The sequence below is a fragment of the Enterobacter sp. WCHEn045836 genome, from assembly GCF_003965585.1.
GTDB classification, from domain to species: domain Bacteria; phylum Pseudomonadota; class Gammaproteobacteria; order Enterobacterales; family Enterobacteriaceae; genus Enterobacter; species Enterobacter dissolvens.
Window position 1 is genome coordinate 36,942 of sequence record NZ_RXPT01000006.1, and the last position, 24,224, is coordinate 61,165.

The window sequence follows — 24,224 nt, forward strand, 5'->3', positions numbered from 1 at the left end:
GTGTTTGTTCCCTCTCCCTGTGGGAGAGGGGCAGGGTGAGGGCATCAGGCCGGTCCTGACTACTTCAGCGTACAATCCCCGCACTGCTGAACGTCCGGCAGGCGATAGCGCTGGCAGCAGGTGCGACGCACCAGAAGGCCGTCACGAGGTACTACGGTACGGAATAACGGGTTATCGCGGCCATCCGCAAGCTGTTTCGTAAAGAATAAGGACTGACGCAGGGCATCCACCTTCTCATCACCGAGCAGAGGCTTCATTTCCGTCAAATACCAGTGGATTAAATAGCCAGTATTACTCCAGATAAGCTTCCCGTTGATCTCTCCCGTCTCTTCCAGAGCATTAACCACCGGCATCAGGGCGCGGGTCACGAGTTGCTCCATCCGCTGCGCGGCAGAGAGATGCATTGCCGTTGGATCTTCGTGAAGATCGATCCAGAAACAGGCCGCACGTCCTGTCTCGTGGAACTCAACGTGAAAATAGTCCGGGGAGAGATCCAGCATGGTCTCCTGGGTGAGCAACGCCAGCATCAGCGGAGGTGCCATCAGGCCGATATACCATTGTGCCCAGAGGGAGAGCAGGGGCTTATTTTCCCGCGTAAGGGTGGGTTGATTGCGATAGATATGGTCGGAATAGGTCGCCAGCAGTGACTGGCGTTTTGCCGGCTGACGCCACTGTGCCAGGGTCATGGCGTGGTGCGGATGCGGCTCATCCAGTTTGATAAAGTCCAGCAGATGGGCGCGGGTTTCCGTTATCTTTTCGCGTATGGCTTCCGCAAGCGAAGAATTCCCCGAGGTGAGACGGGCTCGCCAGATGAGTGGTTCAACAGTATGTGCGGTATGCGTGGCCATAATATAGATAGAAATCTAAATGATAATGATTGCCAATCCTAACTATTGCTCATACCGATGGCAAGACTTTTGTCCTGCACAGAGAACGTTGCGCTTAAACCGCCTGTAATTCTTCGCTGAGGAGAATGTTATTGCGCCCGAGATGCTTCGCTTCGTAGAGGGCTTTATCTGCTTTTTCCAGCGCGCCTTCTACGTCTTCATCCTCAAAAATAGCAATACCAATGCTGATAGTGACGTTGGTCGCCACGCTTTCATTGAACATATGCGGGATTTTCAAATCATAGACTTTCTGGCGAATACGCTCTGCCGTCTGGCGGGCATGATCCAGTGAAATGTTCGTCAGCAGCACCATAAATTCTTCGCCGCCGATACGCGCCACAATATCCCGCGAGCGCACTGCATCCCGGATTGCCGCAGAGACACGGATCAACGCCTGGTCGCCCATCATATGGCCGTAGTGGTCGTTATAGGCCTTGAAGTGGTCGATATCCATCAGCAGGACAAAGTGTTCGCCATTTTCCACCGCAGGCAGATTTCCCAGCCGACTTTGCAGGCCGCGACGGTTATACAGGCCGGTAAGCGGATCCATCATGCTGAGATCGGTCAGGGTTTCCCGTTCTTCCAGTAACCGGGAAAGTAACTCCTGAGCGAAGCGATCGTTACGCCTTTGCAAAACGTTGTGAACACCTATAGCCACAACCGGCAGAACGAAAGAGTAGGTCATTCTCAGCCAGTGCTCAGGGGTGCTTAACCACAGGCAGACAATAAATGCGGGTAATGAATGAAGAGTAAACGCTTTGATATTAATCGCGAATGCAAGAGACCCGATAAAAAGCACCGTTAATAGCGCTATGATCAAATACGTCTCGCGATCGTGCGTAATTAACGAAAATTTCGAGACAATTTGCCAGGCCCATAAAATACCGAAGATCGCTGAAACCACGGGAATATTTACTCTGCGGGTACGCTTTTTCCAGTGCCAGAGCAACAACCCCGTACTGAGTGTAAAAATAGCCATCAGGGGGAAGGATAACAGGCGTACAGAATAGAGCGGATTTGTTACCGAGAACACCGCGGAGGTTGCGTTCAGAAATAAAAATAAACGTAACGATAACTGATATTTGCTGTTGACTAAAGACCGCCAGGATTGTGATGTCATAGTAGTGCGTTTTTTATTAAAATTTAATTAAAACAGATAAATAGGTGTTGTTTCGCAATAATGGAAGCAAAAAAATCAAAAGAGTAATTATCAGAGAAACTTTATGAGTAGTTAACAGGTGGGCAATTTATCACCTTAGGCAATTCCTGTCATTACGGGAAAGGTAAACGGCCATGGTTTTTAATTATAGGTACTGACAAATGATAATGTCTATCATATGATATTGGTTATCATTATCGATATGAGAGGGCAAATCATGTTGAGCCGGGTGTTAGGAAGTGGTTGGGGGGTATTACTGCCGGGCGTCATTCTCGGCGGTCTGATGTATGCCGATCTCTCCATTGAACTCTGGAAAGCCATCATTGTGTCAGGGCTGCTGGTGACATCAGCAATGATCTGGCATAAGCAATTACGGCACTTTGTTTTGTTGCCATCATGCGTCGCGCTGGTCAGTGGAATTCTGGTGATACTGATGAGTTTGAAATAACAGGGAATAACAAGAAGGACTGCAGAGAGGATGCAAGATAATTGGTGCGAGGGGGGGGACTTGAACCCCCACGTCCGTAAGGACACTAACACCTGAAGCTAGCGCGTCTACCAATTCCGCCACCTTCGCACAGTTATCTTACTTTTTGATATCGCCTCGTTGGTGCGAGGGGGGGGACTTGAACCCCCACGTCCGTAAGAACACTAACACCTGAAGCTAGCGCGTCTACCAATTCCGCCACCTTCGCCCAGTGCGAGCAATATCAACGTGATTTATGGTGCGAGGGGGGGGACTTGAACCCCCACGTCCGTAAGGACACTAACACCTGAAGCTAGCGCGTCTACCAATTCCGCCACCTTCGCATACCATCGATACTGTAAAAGTATCGTAACCACGGAGGCGCATTCTAGATGTTTTGAGCTTTACGTCAACAGAAAATTGCGCACGTTGTTTTGATTGCTGCAAAAATGGTCGGAACGGGGGCCCTGTCTGCCGGATGGCGCTGGCGCTTAACCGGCAGACTGGCAGGGTAGATTATTTTTTAGCCTGACGCGTCATCACGGTACGGTAGACCTTAAAGCGGCCCGTTTGCGCGATAACTTCATGGAAGCCGAAGGTCTCATCCAGCACTTTCGGGTACGGCAGGAAGGCGTTAGCGACGATCCTCAGTTCACCCCCGCTGTTCAGGTGACGTACTGCGCCACGGATCAGCGTTTGCGCCGCTTCAAGGCTGGTTTCGATGCCATCGTGGAACGGCGGGTTGGAGATAATCATGTCGAACCGACCGGTAACGTCTGAGAAGACGTTGCTGGCAAAGACTTCGCCTTCAAATCCGTTGGCGGCGAGCGTCGCACGGCTGGCTTCGACCGCTGGCGCACTGACGTCACAGAGCGTCAGGCGGACTTTTGGTGAGTGGCTTGCCAGCACCGTTGCCAGCACCCCTGCGCCACAGCCAACGTCCAGTACTTTGCCTTTGGTGTGCGGCGTCAGCGTGGAGAGCAGCAGTTTGCTGCCCACGTCCAGCCCGTCACGGCTGAAAACGCCCGGCAGGGTTTTTATGGTGAGGCCATCAAGCTGATACGCGTCCCAGAATGTCCCGGCATCAAAGGATGGCTGTTTTTCCAGACGACCGTGGTACAGACCACAGCGACGGGCACTGTCGACTTTGTTCAGCGGGGCGTACGCTTCCAGCATCTGCTCTGCGCTTCGCACACCGCTGCGGTTCTCACCAACCACAAAAATATCGCAGCCGACCGGCAGCAGGGAGAGCAGATTCATCAGCTGGAACTGCGCTTCCGGTTTGTTCTTCGGCCAGTAGTAGATCAGCGTGTCGCAGTCAGCGACATCACTCTGTTCCGCCACCAGGCTAAAGCGTGCGCGCTCGCCCATCTGGCGGCTCAGCACCTGCCAGTGGTGGTAGTATTGGGTATGGGCACGGCTTTCTGCACAGTCGAAACGCGCGGGCAGGTCATCCTGCATATCTCCGGCAAACAGAATACGGCTTTGTTCGAAATCATCACTGTGACGCAGCAAGACTTCACTTGCCGGGGTAAATGCAGACATGAATTGTTCCTCAATAAACTCAGGCGGGGATTATAGTAGGTAGATGGCGCACTTTCGACACATTTGCTATATTTGCGCGCCTGAGAGACAGGAGTTTTCCCTATGACATCCCGACGAGACTGGCAGTTGCAGCAGCTGGGCATCACCCAGTGGGCTTTGCGTCGCCCGACGGCGTTGCAGGGCGAAATCGCTATCGCCATCCCTGCGCATGTTCGCCTGGTGATGGTGGCGGAAGAACTGCCTGCCCTGAATGATGCTCTGATCGGTGATGTCCTTCGCAGCCTGAAGCTGACGGCCGACCAGGTTTTACAGCTGACACCGGACAGGGTCGCCATGCTTCCTCCTGATAGCCACTGCAACAGCTGGCGCATGGGCGAAAAAAACGAGATATCCCTTCCGGGGAGTCAGATCAGCTCACCCGTGCTGGAAGAGCTGAAAGCCAATCCAAAAGCGCGAAGCGCGCTATGGCAACAAATCTGCGACTATGAACACGATTTCTTCCCTCACGACGCCTGATCTGCGTGCGGCGTACGCGATTGAAACACGCGCCCATGCTTTTCCGTGGAGCGAAAAGACACTCGCCAGCAACCAGGGCGAACGGTATTTGAATTACCGCCTGGACGTTGACGGCACCCTGGCCGCGTTTGCGATAACCCAGGTCGTTCTGGATGAGGCCACGCTGTTTAATATCGCGGTGGATCCCGCGTTTCAGCGCCGTGGACTGGGAAGGGAACTGCTTACGCATCTCATTCGTGAGCTCGAAACCCGTGACGTTTTCACCCTGTGGCTGGAGGTGCGCGCGTCAAATGTCGCCGCCATCGCGCTCTATGAAAGCTTAGGCTTTAACGAGGCGACAATCCGCCGTAACTACTACCCGACCGCAGAGGGACGTGAAGACGCCATCATTATGGCTCTGCCGATTGGATAACGAAAAATAAGGTTGTAACGATGAAATGGGACTGGATTTTCTTTGACGCCGACGAAACGCTGTTTACGTTTGATTCGTTCGGTGGTCTACAGCGGATGTTTCTGGATTATAGCGTGACCTTCACCGCTGAAGATTTTCAGGACTATCAGGCGGTGAATAAACCGCTGTGGGTGGATTACCAGAACGGTGCCATCACTGCGTTACAACTTCAGCACCAGCGTTTTGATGTCTGGGCTGAACGGTTAAACGTGAGTCCAGGTGCGTTGAACGAGGCATTCCTTAATGCGATGGCCGATATCTGCGCGCCGCTGCCGGGGGCGGTTTCCCTGCTCGATTCGCTGAAAGGCAAGGTCAAACTGGGGATCATCACCAACGGTTTTACCGCGCTGCAGCAGATCCGCCTTGAGCGCACGGGCCTGCGCGATCATTTCGACGCGCTGGTGATCTCAGAAGAGGTGGGCGTGCCGAAGCCGGATCCGCGTATTTTTGATTATGCGCTGGCGCAAGCCGGCAATCCCGATCGTGACCGTGTGTTGATGGTAGGCGATACCGCCGAGTCGGATATTCTGGGTGGCATCAATTCTGGTCTGTCGACCGTCTGGTTAAATGCGCATGGCCGCGTGAAGCCTGAAGGTATCGAGCCGACCTGGACCGTGACGTCGTTGAACGAACTGGAGCAGCTCCTGTGTAAACAATGATTGCCTGCCCCCCATTGATGGGTAAAATAGCCGCATTTTTCGTATTCCATGATGCGCGGCCTGCTGTCGCGCTTATATAAGAAGATTTGATTATGACGTTGTCTCCTTATCTGCAAGAGGTGGCCAAGCGCCGCACTTTTGCCATTATCTCGCACCCGGATGCCGGTAAAACCACCATCACCGAGAAGGTGCTGCTGTTCGGACAGGCGATTCAGACCGCCGGTACCGTAAAAGGCCGTGGCTCCAGCCAGCATGCAAAATCTGACTGGATGGAGATGGAAAAGCAGCGTGGTATTTCGATTACCACCTCCGTGATGCAGTTCCCGTATCACGATTGTCTGGTGAACCTGCTGGATACCCCGGGGCACGAAGACTTCTCCGAGGATACCTACCGTACGCTGACGGCAGTGGACTGCTGTCTGATGGTTATCGACGCCGCGAAAGGTGTAGAAGATCGTACCCGTAAGCTGATGGAAGTGACCCGTCTGCGCGACACGCCGATCCTCACCTTCATGAACAAACTCGACCGTGACATCCGTGACCCGATGGAGCTGATGGATGAAGTGGAAAACGAGCTGAAGATCGCCTGTGCGCCAATCACCTGGCCAATTGGCTGCGGTAAGTTGTTCAAAGGTGTTTACCACCTTTATAAAGACGAAACGTATCTGTACCAGACCGGTAAAGGCCATACCATTCAGGACGTGCGCATTGTGAAAGGTCTGGATAACCCGGACCTGGACGCCGCGGTGGGTGAAGAGCTGGCCGCGCAGCTGCGTGACGAGCTGGAACTGGTAAAAGGTGCGTCTCACGAATTCGACAAAGAGTTGTTCCTGAGCGGCGAAATCACCCCGGTCTTCTTTGGTACCGCACTGGGTAACTTTGGCGTCGACCACATGCTCGACGGTCTGGTGGAGTGGGCTCCGCAGCCGATGCCGCGTAAAACCGATACCCGTGAAGTGGAAGCGAAGGAAGAGAAGTTCACCGGCTTTGTCTTTAAAATTCAGGCCAATATGGACCCGAAACACCGTGACCGTGTGGCCTTTATGCGTGTGGTGTCCGGCAAGTATGAAAAGGGCATGAAGCTGCGCCAGGTGCGTATAGGTAAAGATGTAGTGATTTCCGACGCGCTGACCTTCATGGCGGGCGACCGCTCGCACGTGGAAGAAGCGTATCCGGGTGACATCATCGGTCTGCATAACCATGGCACCATCCAGATCGGCGATACCTTCACCCAGGGCGAAATGATGAAGTTCACCGGTATTCCGAACTTCGCGCCAGAACTGTTCCGCCGCATTCGCCTGAAAGATCCGCTGAAGCAGAAACAGCTGCTGAAAGGGCTGGTACAGCTTTCCGAAGAGGGGGCTGTGCAGGTCTTCCGCCCAATCGCGAATAACGATCTGATCGTGGGTGCGGTGGGTGTGCTGCAGTTCGACGTAGTGGTTGCGCGTCTGAAGAGTGAGTACAACGTGGAAGCGATTTACGAATCGGTCAACGTGGCGACCGCGCGCTGGGTTGAGTGTGCTGACGTGAAGAAATTCGAAGAGTTCAAGCGTAAGAACGAAGTTCAGCTGGCGCTGGATGGCGGTGATAATCTGACCTATATCGCCCCAACCATGGTTAACCTGAACCTGACGCAGGAACGTTATCCTGACGTACAGTTCCGCAAAACACGCGAACACTAATCCCCTCTCAGAGCACGGCAGCCGCCGTGCTCTTCTTTATTTCCTGTCTTATTAGTCTCTTGCGGAATGTTCTTAATTCATCGCAATTTCACGCTTTTTGCTCGTTTTTTGCCCAAATCTGAAAGCGTCACTGTGAGAGTGATCTATATTTAACTCAGTGTTTAGCACCGGGTGTGGATGAATAAACTGTTCAATGCATGACTTTAGGTTCTCCATTTTGCTCGTGTGTTTATTCGCGATATATAAAACTACTAAGGAAGTATGTAGCCCGAATAACGGGCAAAACACAGGAATACATCGATGAATATGACAAGACTGAAGATTTCTAAAACTCTGCTGGCTGTGACATTGGGTAGCGTTCTGGTAAGCGGCTCCGCCCTGGCGGAAACCAGCACCATGGATAAAGCTCAGTCCACTGCAAATAGCGCAGGGGAAAAAATCGATAGCTCTATGAATAAAGTCGGTAATTTCATGGACGACAGCTCAATCACAGCAAAAGTGAAAGCCGCGCTGGTGGATGATGAAGCGATTAAGAGCACCGATATTTCCGTCAAAACCGAGCAAAAAGTTGTCACCCTGAGTGGCTTTGTTGAAAGCCAGGCCCAGGCCGAACAGGCTGTAAAAGTGGCGAAAGGTGTTGAGGGCGTGGCGTCTGTAAGCGACAAACTGCACGTCCGTGACAGCAAAACCAGCTCAGTGAAAGGCTATGCCGGAGATGCCGCTACGACCAGCGAAATCAAAGCTAAACTTTTAGCAGATGACATCGTGCCGTCTCGTAAGGTGAAAGTGGAAACCACCGACGGTGTGGTCCAGCTTTCCGGTACGGTAGATTCCCAGGCGCAGATTGACCGCGCCGAATCCATCGCGAAAGCGATTGATGGTGTGAAAAGCGTCAAAAACGATCTTAAAGCGAAGTAAACCTGCACGACTCGCCCGTCAGGCTGAAGCCTGCGGGCGAAATAAGAATGACTCTGGAAAAACGCCGATGAGTGACCTGAGCGCTCATATATAGCGGCCGACATTAACTATGGTAAAGGAGAGGCTTATGTTTCGTTGGGGCATTATATTTCTGGTTATCGCGTTAATTGCCGCCGCTTTGGGCTTTGGCGGACTGGCGGGTACAGCGGCCTGGGCAGCTAAAATTGTCTTTGTGGTCGGTATCATTCTGTTCCTGGTCAGCCTGTTCACGGGACGTCGACGTCCGTAGCAAACGCAATATTCTGTCAACAAAGAAAAGCCAGTCACTGCGACTGGCTTTTTCTTATTTGCGTTGCAGGTCGGGTGCGTTACTGTGGTGTAACAGAATAATCAAAACAGGAAAGCAGAGGTGGGGCAACGAATTCCCGTTACGCTCGGCAATATTGCGCCGCTGACGTTAGAACCGTTTCGCGCAGGGCAACTCGCACTCGTGTGTGAGGGCGGCGGACAGCGCGGTATTTTCACCGCTGGCGTGCTGGATGAATTTATGCGCGCGCAGTTTAACCCGTTTGACCTTTACTTCGGCACGTCTGCCGGGGCGCAGAACCTGTCTGCCTATGTCTGTAACCAGCCTGGCTACGCGCGAAAAGTCATTATGCGCTACACCACGGCGAAAGAATTTTTTAACCCGGTGCGCTTCGTGCGCGGCGGCAACCTGATCGATCTCGACTGGCTGCTTGAATCCACCTCCAGCCAGATGCCGCTGGCGATGGACACCGCCGCCCGTCTGTTTGACAGCGGCAAAGAGTTCTGGATGTGCGCCAGCCGTGGCGATGATTATTCCCCGGGCTACTTCTCTCCGCAAAAGGAGAACTGGCTGGACATCATTCGCGCCTCCAGCGCCATTCCCGGTTTTTATCGTACCGGTGCGCTGCTGGACGGCATCAGCTATCTGGACGGCGGGATCAGTGACGCGGTGCCGGTGCAGGAAGCGGCCCGGCGGGGGGCGAAAACCATCGTGGTGATCCGGACTGTGCCGTCGCAAATGTACTACACCCCGCAGTGGTTTAAACGCATGGAGCGCTGGTTAGGCGACAGCAGCCTGCAACACCTGGTGAATATTGCAAAGCAGCATGAAACGACCTACGGCGCCATGCAGCGCTTTATCGAAAAACCGCCAGGTAAGCTGCGGATTTTTGAAATTTATCCGCCGAAACCGCTGATCAGTATGGCGCTTGGCAGTCGTGTCCCTGCGTTGCGTGCAGATTATAAAACGGGACGGCTGTGCGGGCGCTACTTCCTGGCGACGGTCGGAAAAATGCTGGCGGAGCAACCCCCCCTGCATCGGCATAAGCACATTATTACGCCGCCTGCGATTGTGGCTAACGATCCGCTGGCGGTGCCGCTGGTGGATGTCCCGCAGGCAAATGACGCTTTACTGGATAACGAGGATCTGGCGTGACGCACCGCTTTGTCGATACCCACTGCCATTTTGATTTTCCGCCGTTTACGGGAGATGAGACGGCCAGCATTCAGCGTGCCGCTCAGGCGGGGGTAGAGGCGATCGTTGTGCCTGCGATCGAAGCGGCATATTTCGATCGCGTTCTCGATCTCGCCCGCCGCCATGATGCCCTTTATGCCGCGCTCGGTCTGCACCCGATCGTGATTGAGCATCATCTGGACGAACATCTCGACATACTGGATGCGGCGCTGCAAACCCGCGAAAATAAACTGGTCGCTATTGGTGAGATCGGCCTCGATCTTTATCGAGACAATCCCCGGTTTGAACGCCAGCAGACGATACTGGATGCCCAGCTCAGACTGGCAAAGCGGCACGATCTGCCGGTGATCCTCCACTCCCGACGTACGCACGACAAACTGGCGATGCACCTGAAACGCATCGATCTGCCGCGAAAAGGGGTCGTGCATGGCTTCTCTGGTAGCCTGCAGCAGGCGCTGCGTTTTATTGAACTGGGCTATAAGATAGGCGTAGGTGGCACCATTACCTATCCGCGAGCCAGTAAAACGCGCGACGTGATGGCGCAACTGCCGCTGTCCGCCTTGTTACTGGAAACGGATGCTCCGGATATGCCGTTAAACGGTTTTCAGGGGCAGCCTAACCGCCCGGAACAGGCGGCACGTGTGTTTACCACGCTGTGTGAATTGCGTGATGAGCCAGAAGCGGTGATCGCGAATGCGCTGCTGGAAAATACCCACGCGCTGTTTGGCATTACGCTATAGGTAAAGTGCGGGGCGGATCACCGTGATGTGCTGTTTTTCCAGTGCCAGCGCCAGCGGCTCGATATCCTCCGGCGTGGCGCTGCGCCATGACGCCGCCTCGCCGTAAACGCCGTGCGCGTGAAAGGCATTAATGCGCACCGGGACGTTCCCAAGCCCGAGGATAAACGTCGTCAGGGACCTGAGATGTTGCAGATAATCGCACTGCTCAGGGATCACCAGTAAACGCAGTTCCGTCAGCCGCTGTTGCTGCGCCAGCCAGCGAATGCTCTGCTTAATCTGCGGGTTTTCGCGCCCGGTCAGCACGCGATGATGTTCGTTTCCCCAGGCCTTCAGATCCACCATCGCACCATCCAGTACCGGCAGCAGTCTTTGCCAGCCGGTTTCCCCCAGCAGACCGTTGCTGTCCACCAGACACGTTAAGTGGCGCAGGGCGGGATCGGCTTTGATCGCCGTGAACAGGGCCACCAGGAACGGTAGCTGGGTGGTGGCCTCGCCGCCGCTCACGGTGACCCCTTCAATAAAGGGGGCGGCTTTGTGGATCTGCGTGAGGATCTCCTCCACGCTCAGGCGATGCGCCATTGGCGTGGCCTGTTGCTGGCACAGATGCAGGCAGGTATCGCACTGCTGACAGTGACTCTCCTGCCACCAGACGCGTCCGGCCTGAATGGTCAGCGCAGCGTGCGGGCAGTGGGGCACACAGTCGCCGCAGTCATTGCAGCGCCCGATGGTCCACGGGTTGTGGCAGGTTTTACAGCGCAGGTTACAACCCTGCAGGAAGAGGGCCAGGCGGCTGCCCGGCCCGTCCACGCAGGAGAAGGGGATAACCTGACTAACTAAAGCGCATCTGCTGTTCATGGCTGACCACGCGCGGCTGACGTTCCAGAATGCGGGTATTGCGTGCGGCTTCTTCGCCAAGCCAGGTGGTATTGGTGCGCGAACCGGCTTCGCGGTACTGTTCCAGATCCGACAGACGCACCATATACCCGGTCACACGCACCAGATCGTTACCGGCTACGTTGGCGGTAAATTCCCGCATACCGGCCTTGAATGCGCCCAGACACAGCTGAACGATCGCCTGCGGATTGCGTTTTATTGTCTCATCCAGCGTCAGAATGTCGCTGATCCCGGCGGGGTAGTGCGGGTGATGCGGCGCCACGGCCAGCAGATGACTGATCGGATCCGGCTCATCGCCGTACGGCAGACGCGCGCCCGGCGTCGTACCGGTATCGGAACTTATTCCCGACTGTGCATGGAGCATCGCACGCTGTTTCCAGCCGTATTTCACCGGCGTGTTTTCCACAAACGCCGCCAGCTGTTCGCTGATGCGATAGCCCAGCGCGTTGGCCTTCTCGCTTTTACCGTAACGGCCTTCAATGCCCGCCTTCTCGCAGAGCGTATTCACCGCTTCTGCCAGACCGTACATGCCAAACATCGGGACAAAGCGATCGGCATCAATCAGCCCCTCTTTCACCAGAAAGCTATTCTCAAAGAAGCCGGATTGTTGATAGAGAAACGCGCAGCGGGCATCAATGATGGCGATTTGTTGCTGGCAGTAGTGCGGCAACATACGGGTGAAGAAATCATCGGGTGACGTGCTGTGTTCAGCAATCGCCCGCAGATTGAGGCGGACCAGCGTGCTGCCACCGCCCGCCAGCGGCAGCGAGTTGTAACAGCTCACGATGCCATAGCGTCCTTTTGTGAAAATTTTATCATTCGCCGGTCCATGGGAAATATGCGGTTTGCTGCACTCACAGATGTTTTTTGCCACCTCGAGCAGCAGATCGTCCGGCGTCACGTCCGGGTCATAAATAAACGTCAGATTCGGTGCGACCTGCTTCAGTTCTGCATCGGCACGCAGAATGGCACGGGTGACAGGCGTATCTGCCGGACCGATGTTGACGTGCGTGAAGGCATCCGGCAACGTTCTGTCGAGATAGCGCCAGAAACGTTTTATTCGGCTATCAATCTCTTCTTGTGTTAGAATTCTAACATAAGGTTGCAGTAAGGCATCAAGATGACCGAGATAGACCGGCATCGATGTGACGGACGGAACATGATGGTAGAGAATGGTTAACAGCGAGAGGGCATCATCCAGATCTTTTGCCCCCTCCAGCTCCAGCCATTCTGAACCCTTAGCCAGAAACGTTGCGTAATCCGGCAGAACATAACGGGGTTTGTAAGGTGCATGGCCTTCGAACATGTCGCAGATAAATCCCTTGTCCAGCGCGGCACGTGCGGCATCAGGAAGTGCCGGATAAGGCAGAGTGTTTTCCGCTTCCAGCGCCAGAAAATGACGTTTCTGTTCCGGGGTTAACACCGGGCTTGTCACAATGTGCTGGCAACGTTGTTGCAGGGGGTCGGGGCTGGCGTGGGGCATGTTCGCTTCCTTGAGTGTTCTGCGGATGATGAACGGATTGTAGGAAGCCATCCCGTCAGGGCTTTTGATCTGACAAGGGGAATCGCTGCATTCGTCAGCAGTTTACGCATTAAACTTTGAAGCAGATCTCATTACAGTAATGCAAATTTGCACGTAGTTTTCATTAACTGTGATGAATGTCGAAGTGTGAATGCGGGTGGATGTTAGAATACTCACAGACCCGCAAGGTAAAATTGATACGGCACCGCCGTTGGAGAATGTTATGACCGATTTAACTGCAAGCAGCCTGCGCGCGTTGAAACTGATGGACCTGACCACCCTGAACGATGACGACACTAATGAAAAAGTCATCGCCCTGTGCCATCAGGCGAAAACGCCAGTGGGCAACACTGCCGCTGTCTGCATCTATCCGCGCTTTATCCCGATTGCCCGCAAAACGCTGAAAGAGCAGGGTACCCCGGACGTGCGCATTGCAACCGTCACTAACTTCCCGCACGGTAACGACGATATCGAGATCGCGCTGGCGGAAACCCGCGCGGCGATTGCCTACGGCGCAGACGAAGTGGACGTGGTATTCCCGTACCGTGCGCTGATTGCGGGCAACGAGCAGGTGGGCTTTGACCTGGTGAAAGCCTGTAAAGAGGCGTGTGCCGCGGCAAACGTGCTGCTGAAAGTGATCATCGAAACTGGCGAACTGAAAGAAGAAGCGCTGATTCGTAAAGCGTCCGAAATCTCCATCAAAGCCGGTGCTGATTTCATTAAAACCTCAACCGGTAAAGTGCCGGTGAACGCGACCCCGGAAAGCGCGCGCATCATGATGGAAGTGATCCGTGATATGGGCGTGTCCAAAACCGTGGGCTTTAAACCGGCGGGCGGCGTGCGTACTGCGGAAGACGCGCAGCAGTTCCTGGCGATTGCCGACGAGCTGTTCGGCTCCGACTGGGCCGATTCCCGTCACTACCGCTTCGGCGCGTCCAGCCTGCTGGCAAGCCTGCTGAAAGCGCTGGGTCACGGCGACGGTAAGAGCGCAAGCAGCTACTAAGTTTGAATTGCCGGGTGGCGCTACGCTTACCCGGCCTACCCGATCGTGGTTGGGCAAACCTTGCCCGCCACCGTTCACCCGATTCCTTATGGGGGTTACCGTGTTTCTCGCACAAGAAATTATTCGTAAAAAACGTGATGGTCATGCATTAAGCGACGAAGAGATCCGCTTCTTTATCAATGGCATTCGGGATAACACCATCTCTGAAGGGCAAATTGCTGCCCTGGCGATGACCATCTTCTTCCACGATATGTCGATGCCTGAGCGTGTCTCGTTGACCATGGCGATGCGAGATTCAGGAACCGTACTGGACTGGAAGAGCCTCAACCTCAACGGTCCGATTGTTGATAAACACTCCACCGGCGGCGTAGGTGATGTGACGTCTCTGATGCTCGGCCCGATGGTAGCGGCCTGCGGTGGTTACATCCCGATGATCTCCGGGCGCGGCCTGGGGCATACCGGCGGTACGCTCGACAAACTGGAAGCCATTCCGGGGTTTGATATCTTCCCGGATGACAACCGCTTCCGCGACATTATTAAAGACGTTGGCGTGGCGATTATCGGCCAGACCAGCTCTCTTGCGCCGGCAGATAAGCGTTTCTACGCGACCCGAGATATCACCGCAACCGTTGATTCTATCCCGCTGATCACCGCCTCGATCCTGGCGAAGAAGCTGGCGGAAGGGCTGGACGCGCTGGTGATGGACGTGAAGGTGGGCAGCGGCGCGTTTATGCCAACCTATGAACTCTCTGAAGCGCTGGCCGAAGCGATCGTTGGCGTCTCCAACGGCGCGGGCGTGCGCACCACCGCACTGCTGACCGACATGAACCAGGTGCTGGCATCCAGCGCCGGTAACGCGGTTGAAGTGCGTGAAGCCGTGCAGTTCCTGACAGGCGTTTACCGCAACCCGCGCCTGTTCGACGTCACGATGGCGCTGTGCGTGGAGATGCTGATTTCCGGCAAGCTGGCCAAAGACGATGCTGACGCGCGTGCGAAGCTGCAGGCGGTGCTGGATAACGGCAAAGCGGCAGAGATCTTCGGCCGCATGGTGGCGGCGCAAAAAGGCCCGACCGATTTCGTGGAAAACTACGCGAAGTACCTGCCGACCGCGACGCTCAGCAAAGCGGTGTATGCCGATAGCGAAGGTTTCGTCTCCGCTATGGACACCCGTGCGCTCGGCATGGCGGTGGTCTCGATGGGCGGCGGCCGTCGTCAGGCCTCAGACACCATTGATTACAGCGTCGGCTTTACCGATATGGCCCGTCTGGGCGACAGCGTTGACGGTCAACGTCCGCTGGCGGTGATCCACGCCAAAGACGAAGCCAGCTGGCAGGAAGCGGCGAAAGCGGTGAAAGCGGCCATTACGCTTGCTGATAAAGCGCCAGAAACCACACCGACTGTCTATCGCCGTATCACCGAATAGCGGTATACTGATCTGATCGATAATTTTTGAAGCACTACGTACGGAGAACAATTATGAAACGTGCATTTATTATGGTGCTGGACTCATTCGGCATCGGCGCAACCGAAGATGCAGAACGTTTTGGTGACGTGGGTTCCGATACCATGGGTCACATCGCGGAAGCCTGTGCGAAAGGCGAAGCGGACAACGGTCGTAAAGGCCCTCTGACTCTGCCCAACCTGACCCGCCTCGGTCTGGTGAAAGCGCATGAAGGTTCTACCGGTAAAATCGCTGCCGGTATGGACGGCAACGCAGAAGTGGTGGGCGCTTACGCCTGGGCGCATGAGCTCTCTTCCGGTAAAGATACCCCGTCCGGTCACTGGGAAATTGCCGGTGTGCCGGTTCTGTTTGACTGGGGCTATTTCTCCGATCACGAGAACAGCTTCCCACAGGAACTGCTGGATAAACTGGTTAAGCGTGCCAACCTGCCGGGCTACCTCGGTAACTGCCACTCTTCCGGTACCGTAATTCTGGATCAGCTCGGCGAAGAGCACATGAAAACCGGCAAGCCGATTTTCTACACCTCCGCTGACTCCGTGTTCCAGATTGCCTGCCACGAAGAGACGTTTGGCCTGGATAAACTGTACGAGCTGTGTGAAATCGCCCGTGAAGAGCTGACCGAAGGCGGCTACAACATCGGTCGCGTTATTGCGCGTCCGTTTATCGGCGACAAAGCGGGTAACTTCCAGCGTACCGGTAACCGTCACGATCTGGCCGTTGAGCCACCGGCACCGACCGTACTGCAGAAACTGGTTGATGAGAAAGGCGGCCACGTGGTTTCTGTAGGTAAAATCGCGGATATCTACGCCAACTGCGGTATCACCAAAAAAGTGAAAGCCACCGGTCTGGATGCGCTGTTTGACGCCACCATCAAAGAGATGAAAGAAGCGGGTGATAAGACTATTGTGTTCACCAACTTCGTCGACTTCGACTCCTCCTGGGGCCACCGTCGCGACGTGGCCGGTTATGCTGCCGGTCTGGAGCTGTTCGACCGTCGTCTGCCAGAGCTGATGGAACTGGTGGGTGAAGATGACATTCTGATCCTGACCGCTGACCACGGCTGTGACCCAACCTGGACCGGTACTGACCACACCCGTGAGCACATTCCGGTGCTGGTGTACGGCCCGAAAGTGAAACCGGGCTCGCTCGGTCACCGTGAAACCTTCGCGGACATCGGCCAGACGATTGCGAAATATTTTGGCACGGCTGACATGGAATATGGCAAGGCGATGTTCTGAGTTATGTTGGGTGCGGCCTGATGCCCTCACCCCAACCCTCTCCCACGGGGAGAGGGCGAATTTACAATGAAAAGGAACTGAAGATGGCAACTCCTCACATTAACGCAGAAATGGGTGACTTCGCTGACGTCGTATTGATGCCGGGCGACCCGCTGCGCGCGAAACACATTGCAGAAACTTTCCTGGAAGACGTGCGTGAAGTGAACAACGTTCGCGGCATGCTGGGCTTCACCGGCACTTACAAAGGCCGCAAAATCTCCGTGATGGGCCACGGTATGGGTATCCCATCCTGCTCCATCTACACCAAAGAGCTGATCACCGATTTCGGCGTGAAGAAAATCATCCGTGTTGGCTCCTGCGGCGCGGTGCGCATGGACGTTAAACTGCGTGACGTGGTGATCGGTATGGGTGCCTGCACCGATTCCAAAGTTAACCGCATGCGTTTTAAAGATCATGACTTCGCGGCGATTGCTGACTTCGGCATGGTGCGTAACGCGGTTGACGCGGCGAAAGCGCTGGGCGTTGATGCCCGCGTGGGTAACCTGTTCTCCGCGGATCTGTTCTATGCGCCGGACGGCGGCGAGATGTTCGACGTGATGGAAAAGTACGGCATCCTGGGCGTGGAAATGGAAGCGGCGGGCATCTACGGCGTCGCGGCTGAGTTCGGTGCGAAGGCACTGACCATCTGCACCGTATCTGACCACATTCGTACCCACGAGCAGACCACGGCTGCTGAGCGTCAGACTACCTTCAACGACATGATCAAAATCGCGCTGGAATCCGTTCTGCTGGGCGATAAAGAGTAATTCTGTCTCTTCCCTCCCTCTCCCTGTGGGAGAGGGCTGGGGTGAGGGCACCAAACTGCACTTAGCGTACGGCCTGTGCAATCCACCCCGACAGCTCCCGCAGCTCATTTTCCTGCTCCGGAAAATCCCCAATCAACGCGTCGCATTCCTGCTGCAGCATATCCGCCCGGTACAAACAGCCCTGTAAACGTGCCGCAAGTGCTTCCAGCGGTGCCGGGTTCAGGCTATCGGTAAATACCTGTGTGCGGGTGATATGGCCCTTCTCCACGTCAAAATGCAGCTCCACGCCGCCCCAGGTAAAGCGTTCGTCCAGCAGGTGTGAAAAGGCTGGCGCCTGACCGAAGTTCCACTCCCAGCTGCTCTGCCGGGCAAAGGTCCCGGCGAAATTAGGCAGATCCGGGGTTTTATCCGGGGAGATCACCTCTGCCTCCACGCGCTCACCGTAATGGGCAAAGAAGGCTTCCTGGATCGCCTCGCAGATTTGCGCGTGAGTAATGCCCGGCAGCAGCTCAATCAGGTTGGCCACGCGCCCCCGCACGGAGGTGATCCCTTTGGCCTGCAGTTTTTTCTTGTCGGGATTCAGGTAGTTCGCCAGACGGCTGAGATCGGCGTTAAGAAGAAGGGTGCCGTGGTGAAATCCGCGATCCAGTGTTTCGCGATAGGCAGAGCCTGACACTTTGCGATCGCCGTCGGGTGTTTTGACCACCAGGTCGTTACGCCCGGAGGCTTCAGCCGACACGCCGAGTGAATTAAGTGCGTTGAGGACAATGGACGTTGAGATGGTCTTGTCGTATTCCGGTTTACCCGCCATAAAGGTGAAGCAGGTGTTGCCCAGGTCGTGGAACACCGCGCCACCGCCGCTGCTGCGGCGCGCCAGACGGACATTATCCTCTTCCATACGCCGGGTATTACACTCTTTCCACGGATTCTGCGCGCGGCCAATGACCACCGTGTCGGCGTTGCGCCAGAGGAATAGCACCCGTTGGGTGGCGGGCATCTGGCGGAAGATGCACTCTTCCACCGCGAGATTAAACCACGGATCGTAAGAGTCAGAGAGCAGCAGGCGTAACGTCGTCATGGCAGAGTTCCTTTTCCAAATCATCCGCCTACTTTATCACTAATCTTTCTTCTCGCTCTCTTCGTCTTCAGGAACGGATTTGCTGGCGGTCAGCAGGAAAGGCGACTGCTGCCAGCGGGTGCGTTTGCCCTGCAGCAACGTGCGCGCCAGCACCACGCCGATGGCGAGGGAGAGCAGGAGCATCAGACGAAGTATATTGGTGGTGTTATCCACCTGTTTGGCCTCTGTGGGCAGGGTGTGGGTATCGAGCGTCAGGCGCAGATAGCCTAGCGGACCATTTTTTCCCTGAATGGGTTCGACGATCTGCTGGTTAAAGTAGCCCCCGGCTTTTTTACCGTCCAGCGCCAGCCTGTCGCGCACGTCGACATGCTCGCCAGCGCGGGCAATCAGATCGCCTTTTTCATCGTAGACACCGGCATCCAGGATACGGCTGTTCTCGGTTAACTGGCGCAAAACCTGGCTGATGCGTTTGTCATCCGGCGTTTCGGTGCGCATCGCGGGCGCGACGTTAAGCGTAACCTGACGCGCCAGCGTGCGAGCCAGCTCCTCAAACTGCGGATTCCGTTGCCGTTGGTGATTCTGGCTAAACCATGACGCCCCTTGCATCAGCACCACTAACAGTGCGAGACAGAAAAGGACGATCACGGCGCGATGAAGCCGGAATTTCAGTTTTGCACGAGCCATATTCCACCTGCTGAAAATTTACGGCTTAATGTTGCCAGAAGTGATGGTTACAGGGTAGCCTCATGCGTTATTTTCCCTCTGGAACCTTCCGGCGCGAACGAAATTACAGGAGCTTCAATGCCGAACATTACCTGGTGCGACCTGCCAACGGATGTCTCTTTATGGCCAGGATTGCCGCTCTCTTTAAGTGGCGATGAGGTGATGCCTCTGGATTACCATGCTGGCCGTAGCGGCTGGCTGCTGTACGGACGCGGCCTGGATAAGCAACGCCTTACCCAGTATCAAACTAAACTGGGGGCGGCGATGGTGATTGTCGCCGCCTGGTGTGTGGAAGATTATCAGGTGATTCGCCTGGCCGGTTCCCTGACGCAGCGCGCGACGCGTCTGGCGCATGATGCCGGGCTGGACGTTGCCCCGCTGGGTAAAATCCCCCATCTGAAAACGCCGGGTCTGCTGGTGATGGATATGGACTCTACGGCCATCCAGATTGAGTGTATCGACGAGATCGCCAAACTGGCGGGCAGCGGCGAGCTGGTGGCAGAAGTGACCGAGCGCGCGATGCGCGGCGAGCTGGATTTCACTGCCAGCCTGAGACAGCGCGTGGCGACCCTGAAAGGGGCTGATGCCCACATTCTGCGTCAGGTTCGTGATGAGCTGCCCCTGATGCCCGGGCTGACGCAGCTGGTGCTCAAGCTCCAGTCGCTGGGCTGGAAAGTGGCGATCGCCTCCGGTGGCTTCACCTTCTTCGCGGATTACCTGCGGGAAAAATTGCATCTGACCACCGTAGTGGCCAACGAGCTGGAGATCATGGACGGTAAGCTGACCGGGCAGGTGATCGGCGATATCGTGGATGCGCAGTACAAAGCCAATACGCTGAGCCGCCTGGCAGAGAAATATGAAATCCCGGTTGCCCAGACCGTTGCCATCGGCGATGGCGCAAACGATCTGCCGATGATCAAAGTTGCCGGCCTTGGCATTGCCTACCATGCCAAGCCAAAAGTGAATGAAAAGACGGAAGTCACTATCCGTCACGCTGACCTGATGGGGGTGTTCTGCATCCTCTCCGGCAGCCTGAATCAGAAATAACGGTATGCGATTGTAGGCCGGGCAAGCGTTAGCGCCACCCGGCGCGCAGGCCGCACTGAAATAACGAGGTAAACCGTGGCTAAAGCCCCAAAACGCGCATTTGTCTGTAATGAATGTGGTGCGGATTATCCGCGCTGGCAGGGGCAATGCAGCGCCTGTCATGCCTGGAACACCATCACCGAAGTGCGTGGTGTGGCGGCTTCGCCGAGCGTGGCCCGCAATGAACGCCTGAGCGGCTATGCGGGTAATGCCGGTGTGGCAAAAGTCCAAAAACTGTCAGACATAAGTCTGGAAGCGTTGCCGCGCTTCTCCACCGGCTTCAAAGAGTTTGACCGCGTGCTTGGCGGCGGCGTGGTACCGGGCAGTGCGATCCTGATCGGTGGTAACCCGGGGGCGGGTAAATCGACCCTGCTGCTGCAAACGCTTTGCAAGCTCGCGGAACAGATGAAAACCCTGTACGTCACCGGCGAAGAGTCCCTGCAGCAGGTGGCAATGCGCGCGCACCGTCTGGGGCTGCCTACCGGCAATCTGAATATGCTGTCAGAAACCAGCATTGAGCAGATCTGCATGATTGCCGAAGAAGAGCAGCCGAAGCTGATGGTAATCGACTCCATCCAGGTGATGCACATGGCGGATATCCAGTCCTCGCCGGGCAGCGTGGCGCAGGTGCGTGAGACCGCCGCGTATCTGACGCGCTTTGCCAAAACCCGCGGCGTGGCGATCGTGATGGTCGGCCACGTTACAAAAGATGGTTCCCTGGCGGGGCCAAAAGTGCTTGAGCACTGTATCGACTGCTCCGTCATGCTCGACGGCGACGCAGACTCCCGCTTCCGTACCCTGCGCAGCCACAAAAACCGCTTTGGTGCGGTGAATGAACTGGGCGTATTTGCCATGACCGAGCAGGGGCTGCGCGAAGTCAGCAACCCGTCGGCCATCTTCCTGAGCCGGGGGGATGAAGTCACCTCCGGCAGTTCGGTGATGGTGCTGTGGGAGGGAACGCGTCCGCTGCTCGTCGAAATTCAGGCGCTGGTGGATCACTCCATGATGGGCAACCCGCGGCGCGTGGCGGTCGGTCTGGAACAGAACCGTCTGGCGATCCTGCTGGCGGTGCTGCACCGTCATGGTGGCCTGCAGATGGCGGATCAGGACGTCTTCGTCAACGTGGTCGGGGGGGTGAAAGTTTCAGAGACCAGTGCCGATCTGGCGCTGCTGCTGGCGATGGTTTCCAGTCTTCGCGACAGGCCGCTGCCGCAGGATCTGGTGGTCTTCGGCGAAGTGGGGCTGGCCGGGGAGATCCGCCCGGTGCCCAGTGGCCAGGAGCGCATCTCTGAGGCGGCGAAACATGGCTTCCGCCGGGCGATTGTACCGGCGGCCAACGTGCCAAAGAAGATCCCCGAAGGGATGCAGGTATTTGGCGTTAAAAAACTCGCAGATGCGTTAAATGTCTTTGACGACTTATAATTACGTATTCGATTTTGCAGGAGGCACCGTAATTTATGTCATCATTTGACTACATCAAGACCGCAATCCGTCAGAAAGGCTGCACGCTACAGCAGGTGGCTGACGCCAGCGGCATGACGAAAGGCTATCTTAGCCAGTTGCTGAACGCCAAAATCAAAAGCCCCAGCGCGCAAAAGCTGGAAGCGTTACATCGCTTTCTGGGGCTTGAATTCCCGCGTATGCAAAAGAATATCGGCGTGGTGTTTGGTAAGTTTTATCCGCTGCATACCGGCCATATCTACCTGATCCAGCGTGCCTGTAGCCAGGTCGACGAGCTGCACATCATCATGGGGTACGACGAAACCCGTGACCGCCAGCTGTTTGAAGACAGCGCCATGTCGCAGCAGCCGACGGTGCCCGATCGCCTGCGCTGGCTGCTTCAGACCTTCAAATATCAGAAAAATATTCGCATTCATGCCTTTAATGAAGAGGGCATGGAGCCGTATCCACACGGCTGGGACGTGTGGAGCAACGGCATTAAAGCGTTTATGGAAGAGAAGGGCATTGCGCCCAACTGGATCTACACCTCTGAAGAGTCCGACGCGCCGCAGTTCCGCGAGCATCTGGGTATTGAAACCGTGCTGATCGATCCGAAGCGTACGTTTATGAACATCAGCGGGGCGCAGATCCGCGAAAACCCGTTCCGCTACTGGGATTACATCCCGACCGAAGTGAAGCCGTTCTTTGTGCGCACAGTTGCGATTCTGGGTGGCGAATCAAGCGGGAAATCGACGCTGGTCAACAAGCTGGCGAACATCTTCAATACCACCAGCGCGTGGGAATACGGACGTGATTATGTCTTTTCCCATCTGGGGGGAGACGAGATGGCGCTTCAGTATTCTGATTACGATAAAATCGCGCTCGGTCATGCGCAGTACATTGATTTCGCGGTGAAATATGCCAACAAAGTGGCCTTCATCGACACCGATTTTGTCACCACACAAGCCTTCTGTAAGAAGTACGAAGGGCGTGAACACCCGTTCGTACAGGCGCTGATCGATGAATATCGCTTCGACCTGGTGATCCTGCTGGAAAACAACACCCCGTGGGTAGCCGATGGGATGCGCAGTCTTGGCAGCTCTGTGGACAGAAAAGAGTTCCAGACGATGCTGGTGGAGATGCTTCACGAGAACAACGTGGAGTTTGTCCACGTTGAAGCGTCAGATTACGACACCCGTTTCCTGCGCTGCGTCGAGCTGGTGAAGGAGATGATGGGGGAGCAGGGGTAAATTCGCAGGCTTGCCCCTCACCCTAACCCTCTCCCAAAGGGGGAGGGGACGTTCATCGCCCTCTCCCTTTGGGAGAGGGCCGGGGTGAGGGAATCAGGCCACTCAGAACGCAACCACCACTTTCCCGCGCATATGTCCGTCCAGCACTTTGCGGTGCGCCTCGGTAATGCTTTCCACGCTCAGCCCGTGCAGCGTTTCGCTGAGCGAACTCTCCACCACGCCGTTATCCACCAGCTTCGCCACCTCGTTTAAGATCTCACCCTGACGCGCCATATCGGCAGTCTGGTACATGCTGCGGGTGTACATAAATTCCCAGTGCAGGGCGGCGGATTTGGATTTCAGCTTGTCCTGGTTCAGCGGATGCGCATTTTCGACGATGGAGCAGATATGCCCCTGCGGTGCAATCAGTTCGCTGGCCGCATCCCAGTGGCCATCGGTATCATTGAGGATGAAAATGTAATCCACAAAGGTGATGCCCTCTTTGGCCAGTTCACCTTGCAGATCGCGATAATTCACCACCAGATCCGCGCCGCGATCGCGACACCACCGGGCAGAATCTTCCCGCGACGCGGTGGCGATCACTCTGACTTTGCTGTTGTGTTTTGCAAACGGGATCGCCAGGGAGCCTACGCCGCCGGCACCGCCGATGATCAGCAGCGTTTTGTCCGATCCGGCATCCTGAATGTTCAGGCGCTCAAACAACCCTTCCCAGGCGGTGAGCGCGGTCAGCGGCAATGCGGCGGCAGCATCCCAGCCAAGGCTTGTCGGTTTGTGTCCGACAATGCGTGCATCAATCAGCTGGTGCGTGGCATTACTGCCCGGACGGGTAATGTCGCCCGCGTACCATACTTCGTCGCCCGGTTTGAAGCCGGTGACGCTTGCCCCAACCGCTTTGACGATCCCGCTGGCATCCCAGCCGAGAATGCGCGGATCCTTGAGGCCATTTTTAGCAATACTCGCGTGGACTTTGGTATCAACCGGGTTAATTGAGACTGCCTTCACTTCCACCAACAGATCGTGCTCGCCAGGCTGCGGCATGGGTTGGGAAATTTCAATGAAAGCAGCGGGATTTTCTGGGTTAACGGCAATGGCTTTAACTGACATGGTGAACTCCTCAATGGAATGCGTTTTGTTGAGACTAGTCTATTAAGTGGCCATGCGCGTGATAAGATGGACAATCAAGAACGAAGTGTTCGTA

The 24,224-nt window shown here is 55.6% G+C and carries 24 protein-coding genes and 3 tRNA genes; 16 read left to right on the forward strand and 11 right to left on the reverse strand.

Annotated features, from left to right (window positions below; genetic code table 11):
* Positions 1–59: 59 nt before the first annotated feature.
* The gene (fhuF, locus tag EKN38_RS09375) at positions 60–848 is read right to left on the reverse strand and encodes a siderophore-iron reductase FhuF (RefSeq protein WP_014830564.1); all 789 of its coding nucleotides are present in this window, start codon (positions 846–848) and stop codon (positions 60–62) included.
* Between the two features lie 94 nt (positions 849–942).
* Entirely contained in the window at positions 943–2,007 is a 1,065-nt protein-coding gene (locus EKN38_RS09380) for a GGDEF domain-containing protein (protein WP_126522026.1), read from the reverse strand.
* 217 nt (positions 2,008–2,224) lie between these two features.
* Here EKN38_RS09380 and EKN38_RS09385 point away from each other — a divergent pair, with 217 nt between their 5' ends.
* Complete coding sequence (locus EKN38_RS09385; RefSeq protein WP_074166291.1) at positions 2,225–2,494, forward strand: DUF1435 domain-containing protein; 270 nt, start codon at positions 2,225–2,227, stop codon at positions 2,492–2,494.
* Between the two features lie 42 nt (positions 2,495–2,536).
* Here EKN38_RS09385 and EKN38_RS09390 read toward each other — a convergent pair.
* The 4 genes from EKN38_RS09390 to rsmC form a co-directional block, all read right to left on the reverse strand.
* Positions 2,537–2,623: transfer RNA gene (locus EKN38_RS09390), tRNA-Leu, on the reverse strand.
* 31 nt (positions 2,624–2,654) lie between these two features.
* A tRNA-Leu gene (locus EKN38_RS09395) sits at positions 2,655–2,741 on the reverse strand.
* 28 nt (positions 2,742–2,769) lie between these two features.
* A tRNA-Leu gene (locus tag EKN38_RS09400) sits at positions 2,770–2,856 on the reverse strand.
* A 172-nt stretch (positions 2,857–3,028) separates the two neighbouring features.
* Complete coding sequence (gene rsmC, locus EKN38_RS09405) at positions 3,029–4,057, reverse strand: 16S rRNA (guanine(1207)-N(2))-methyltransferase RsmC (protein ID WP_014830567.1); 1,029 nt, start codon at positions 4,055–4,057, stop codon at positions 3,029–3,031.
* Between the two features lie 102 nt (positions 4,058–4,159).
* Here rsmC and EKN38_RS09410 point away from each other — a divergent pair, with 102 nt between their 5' ends.
* The 8 genes from EKN38_RS09410 to EKN38_RS09445 all read left to right on the forward strand — a co-directional run bounded on the left by EKN38_RS09410 (position 4,160) and on the right by EKN38_RS09445 (position 10,524).
* Entirely contained in the window at positions 4,160–4,573 is a 414-nt protein-coding gene (locus tag EKN38_RS09410; RefSeq protein ID WP_014830568.1) for a DNA polymerase III subunit psi, read from the forward strand.
* Complete coding sequence (gene rimI, locus EKN38_RS09415) at positions 4,542–4,985, forward strand: ribosomal protein S18-alanine N-acetyltransferase (protein ID WP_014830569.1); 444 nt, start codon at positions 4,542–4,544, stop codon at positions 4,983–4,985. Before EKN38_RS09410 ends, rimI begins: the two co-directional genes overlap by 32 nt.
* 20 nt (positions 4,986–5,005) lie before the next feature.
* Positions 5,006–5,683, forward strand: coding sequence for a pyrimidine 5'-nucleotidase (yjjG, locus tag EKN38_RS09420; protein WP_014830570.1), 678 nt, complete (start codon positions 5,006–5,008; stop codon positions 5,681–5,683).
* Between the two features lie 92 nt (positions 5,684–5,775).
* Positions 5,776–7,365 carry a peptide chain release factor 3 gene (gene prfC, locus EKN38_RS09425; protein WP_014830571.1) on the forward strand — a complete coding sequence of 530 codons (1,590 nt, stop codon included), beginning with the start codon at positions 5,776–5,778 and terminating at the stop codon, positions 7,363–7,365.
* A gap of 300 nt (positions 7,366–7,665) precedes the next feature.
* Positions 7,666–8,283, forward strand: coding sequence for a molecular chaperone OsmY (gene osmY / locus EKN38_RS09430; RefSeq protein ID WP_014830572.1), 618 nt, complete (start codon positions 7,666–7,668; stop codon positions 8,281–8,283).
* A 127-nt stretch (positions 8,284–8,410) separates the two neighbouring features.
* Positions 8,411–8,572, forward strand: a complete 162-nt coding sequence (locus tag EKN38_RS09435; RefSeq protein WP_003856556.1) for a DUF1328 domain-containing protein — start codon at positions 8,411–8,413, stop codon at positions 8,570–8,572.
* A 120-nt stretch (positions 8,573–8,692) separates the two neighbouring features.
* Positions 8,693–9,745, forward strand: a complete 1,053-nt coding sequence (locus EKN38_RS09440) for a patatin family protein (protein ID WP_014830573.1) — start codon at positions 8,693–8,695, stop codon at positions 9,743–9,745.
* Positions 9,742–10,524, forward strand: coding sequence for a metal-dependent hydrolase (locus EKN38_RS09445; protein WP_014830574.1), 783 nt, complete (start codon positions 9,742–9,744; stop codon positions 10,522–10,524). Before EKN38_RS09440 ends, EKN38_RS09445 begins: the two co-directional genes overlap by 4 nt.
* Here EKN38_RS09445 and EKN38_RS09450 read toward each other — a convergent pair.
* Entirely contained in the window at positions 10,519–11,379 is an 861-nt protein-coding gene (locus EKN38_RS09450) for a YjjW family glycine radical enzyme activase (RefSeq protein WP_014830575.1), read from the reverse strand. The genes EKN38_RS09445 and EKN38_RS09450 overlap by 6 nt on opposite strands.
* Positions 11,354–12,901: a YjjI family glycine radical enzyme gene (locus tag EKN38_RS09455; RefSeq protein WP_014830576.1), complete on the reverse strand. Its 1,548-nt coding sequence runs from the start codon at positions 12,899–12,901 to the stop codon at positions 11,354–11,356. Before EKN38_RS09455 ends, EKN38_RS09450 begins: the two co-directional genes overlap by 26 nt.
* A gap of 262 nt (positions 12,902–13,163) precedes the next feature.
* On the opposite strand from EKN38_RS09455, the gene deoC reads away from it, so the two are divergent.
* The 4 genes from deoC to deoD all read left to right on the forward strand — a co-directional run bounded on the left by deoC (position 13,164) and on the right by deoD (position 17,449).
* Entirely contained in the window at positions 13,164–13,943 is a 780-nt protein-coding gene (gene deoC / locus EKN38_RS09460; RefSeq protein WP_014830577.1) for a deoxyribose-phosphate aldolase, read from the forward strand.
* A gap of 100 nt (positions 13,944–14,043) precedes the next feature.
* Positions 14,044–15,366: a thymidine phosphorylase gene (gene deoA, locus EKN38_RS09465; protein ID WP_014830578.1), complete on the forward strand. Its 1,323-nt coding sequence runs from the start codon at positions 14,044–14,046 to the stop codon at positions 15,364–15,366.
* A 53-nt stretch (positions 15,367–15,419) separates the two neighbouring features.
* Complete coding sequence (deoB, locus tag EKN38_RS09470) at positions 15,420–16,643, forward strand: phosphopentomutase (protein ID WP_014830579.1); 1,224 nt, start codon at positions 15,420–15,422, stop codon at positions 16,641–16,643.
* 83 nt (positions 16,644–16,726) lie between these two features.
* Positions 16,727–17,449 (forward strand): purine-nucleoside phosphorylase, encoded by a 723-nt coding sequence (gene deoD, locus EKN38_RS09475; protein WP_013095492.1) that lies wholly within the window; start codon positions 16,727–16,729, stop codon positions 17,447–17,449.
* 61 nt (positions 17,450–17,510) lie between these two features.
* On the opposite strand, the gene lplA is transcribed toward deoD, so the two are convergent.
* Both lplA and EKN38_RS09485 read right to left on the reverse strand, forming a co-directional pair.
* On the reverse strand, positions 17,511–18,527 hold the full coding sequence (gene lplA, locus EKN38_RS09480) for a lipoate--protein ligase LplA (protein WP_014830580.1): 1,017 nt from the start codon (positions 18,525–18,527) through the stop codon (positions 17,511–17,513).
* A 39-nt stretch (positions 18,528–18,566) separates the two neighbouring features.
* Positions 18,567–19,211, reverse strand: coding sequence for a YtjB family periplasmic protein (locus EKN38_RS09485; protein ID WP_013095494.1), 645 nt, complete (start codon positions 19,209–19,211; stop codon positions 18,567–18,569).
* Between the two features lie 117 nt (positions 19,212–19,328).
* Here EKN38_RS09485 and serB point away from each other — a divergent pair, with 117 nt between their 5' ends.
* From serB to nadR, 3 genes are all read left to right on the forward strand, one after another.
* Positions 19,329–20,297, forward strand: coding sequence for a phosphoserine phosphatase (gene serB, locus EKN38_RS09490; RefSeq protein ID WP_014830581.1), 969 nt, complete (start codon positions 19,329–19,331; stop codon positions 20,295–20,297).
* A gap of 75 nt (positions 20,298–20,372) precedes the next feature.
* Positions 20,373–21,758, forward strand: a complete 1,386-nt coding sequence (gene radA / locus EKN38_RS09495; RefSeq protein ID WP_046889362.1) for a DNA repair protein RadA — start codon at positions 20,373–20,375, stop codon at positions 21,756–21,758.
* Positions 21,759–21,793: 35 nt separating this feature from the next.
* On the forward strand, positions 21,794–23,026 hold the full coding sequence (gene nadR / locus EKN38_RS09500; protein WP_014830583.1) for a multifunctional transcriptional regulator/nicotinamide-nucleotide adenylyltransferase/ribosylnicotinamide kinase NadR: 1,233 nt from the start codon (positions 21,794–21,796) through the stop codon (positions 23,024–23,026).
* A 102-nt stretch (positions 23,027–23,128) separates the two neighbouring features.
* Here nadR and EKN38_RS09505 read toward each other — a convergent pair whose 3' ends face one another.
* On the reverse strand, positions 23,129–24,130 hold the full coding sequence (locus EKN38_RS09505; RefSeq protein WP_063412610.1) for a zinc-binding alcohol dehydrogenase family protein: 1,002 nt from the start codon (positions 24,128–24,130) through the stop codon (positions 23,129–23,131).
* Positions 24,131–24,224: the final 94 nt, after the last annotated feature.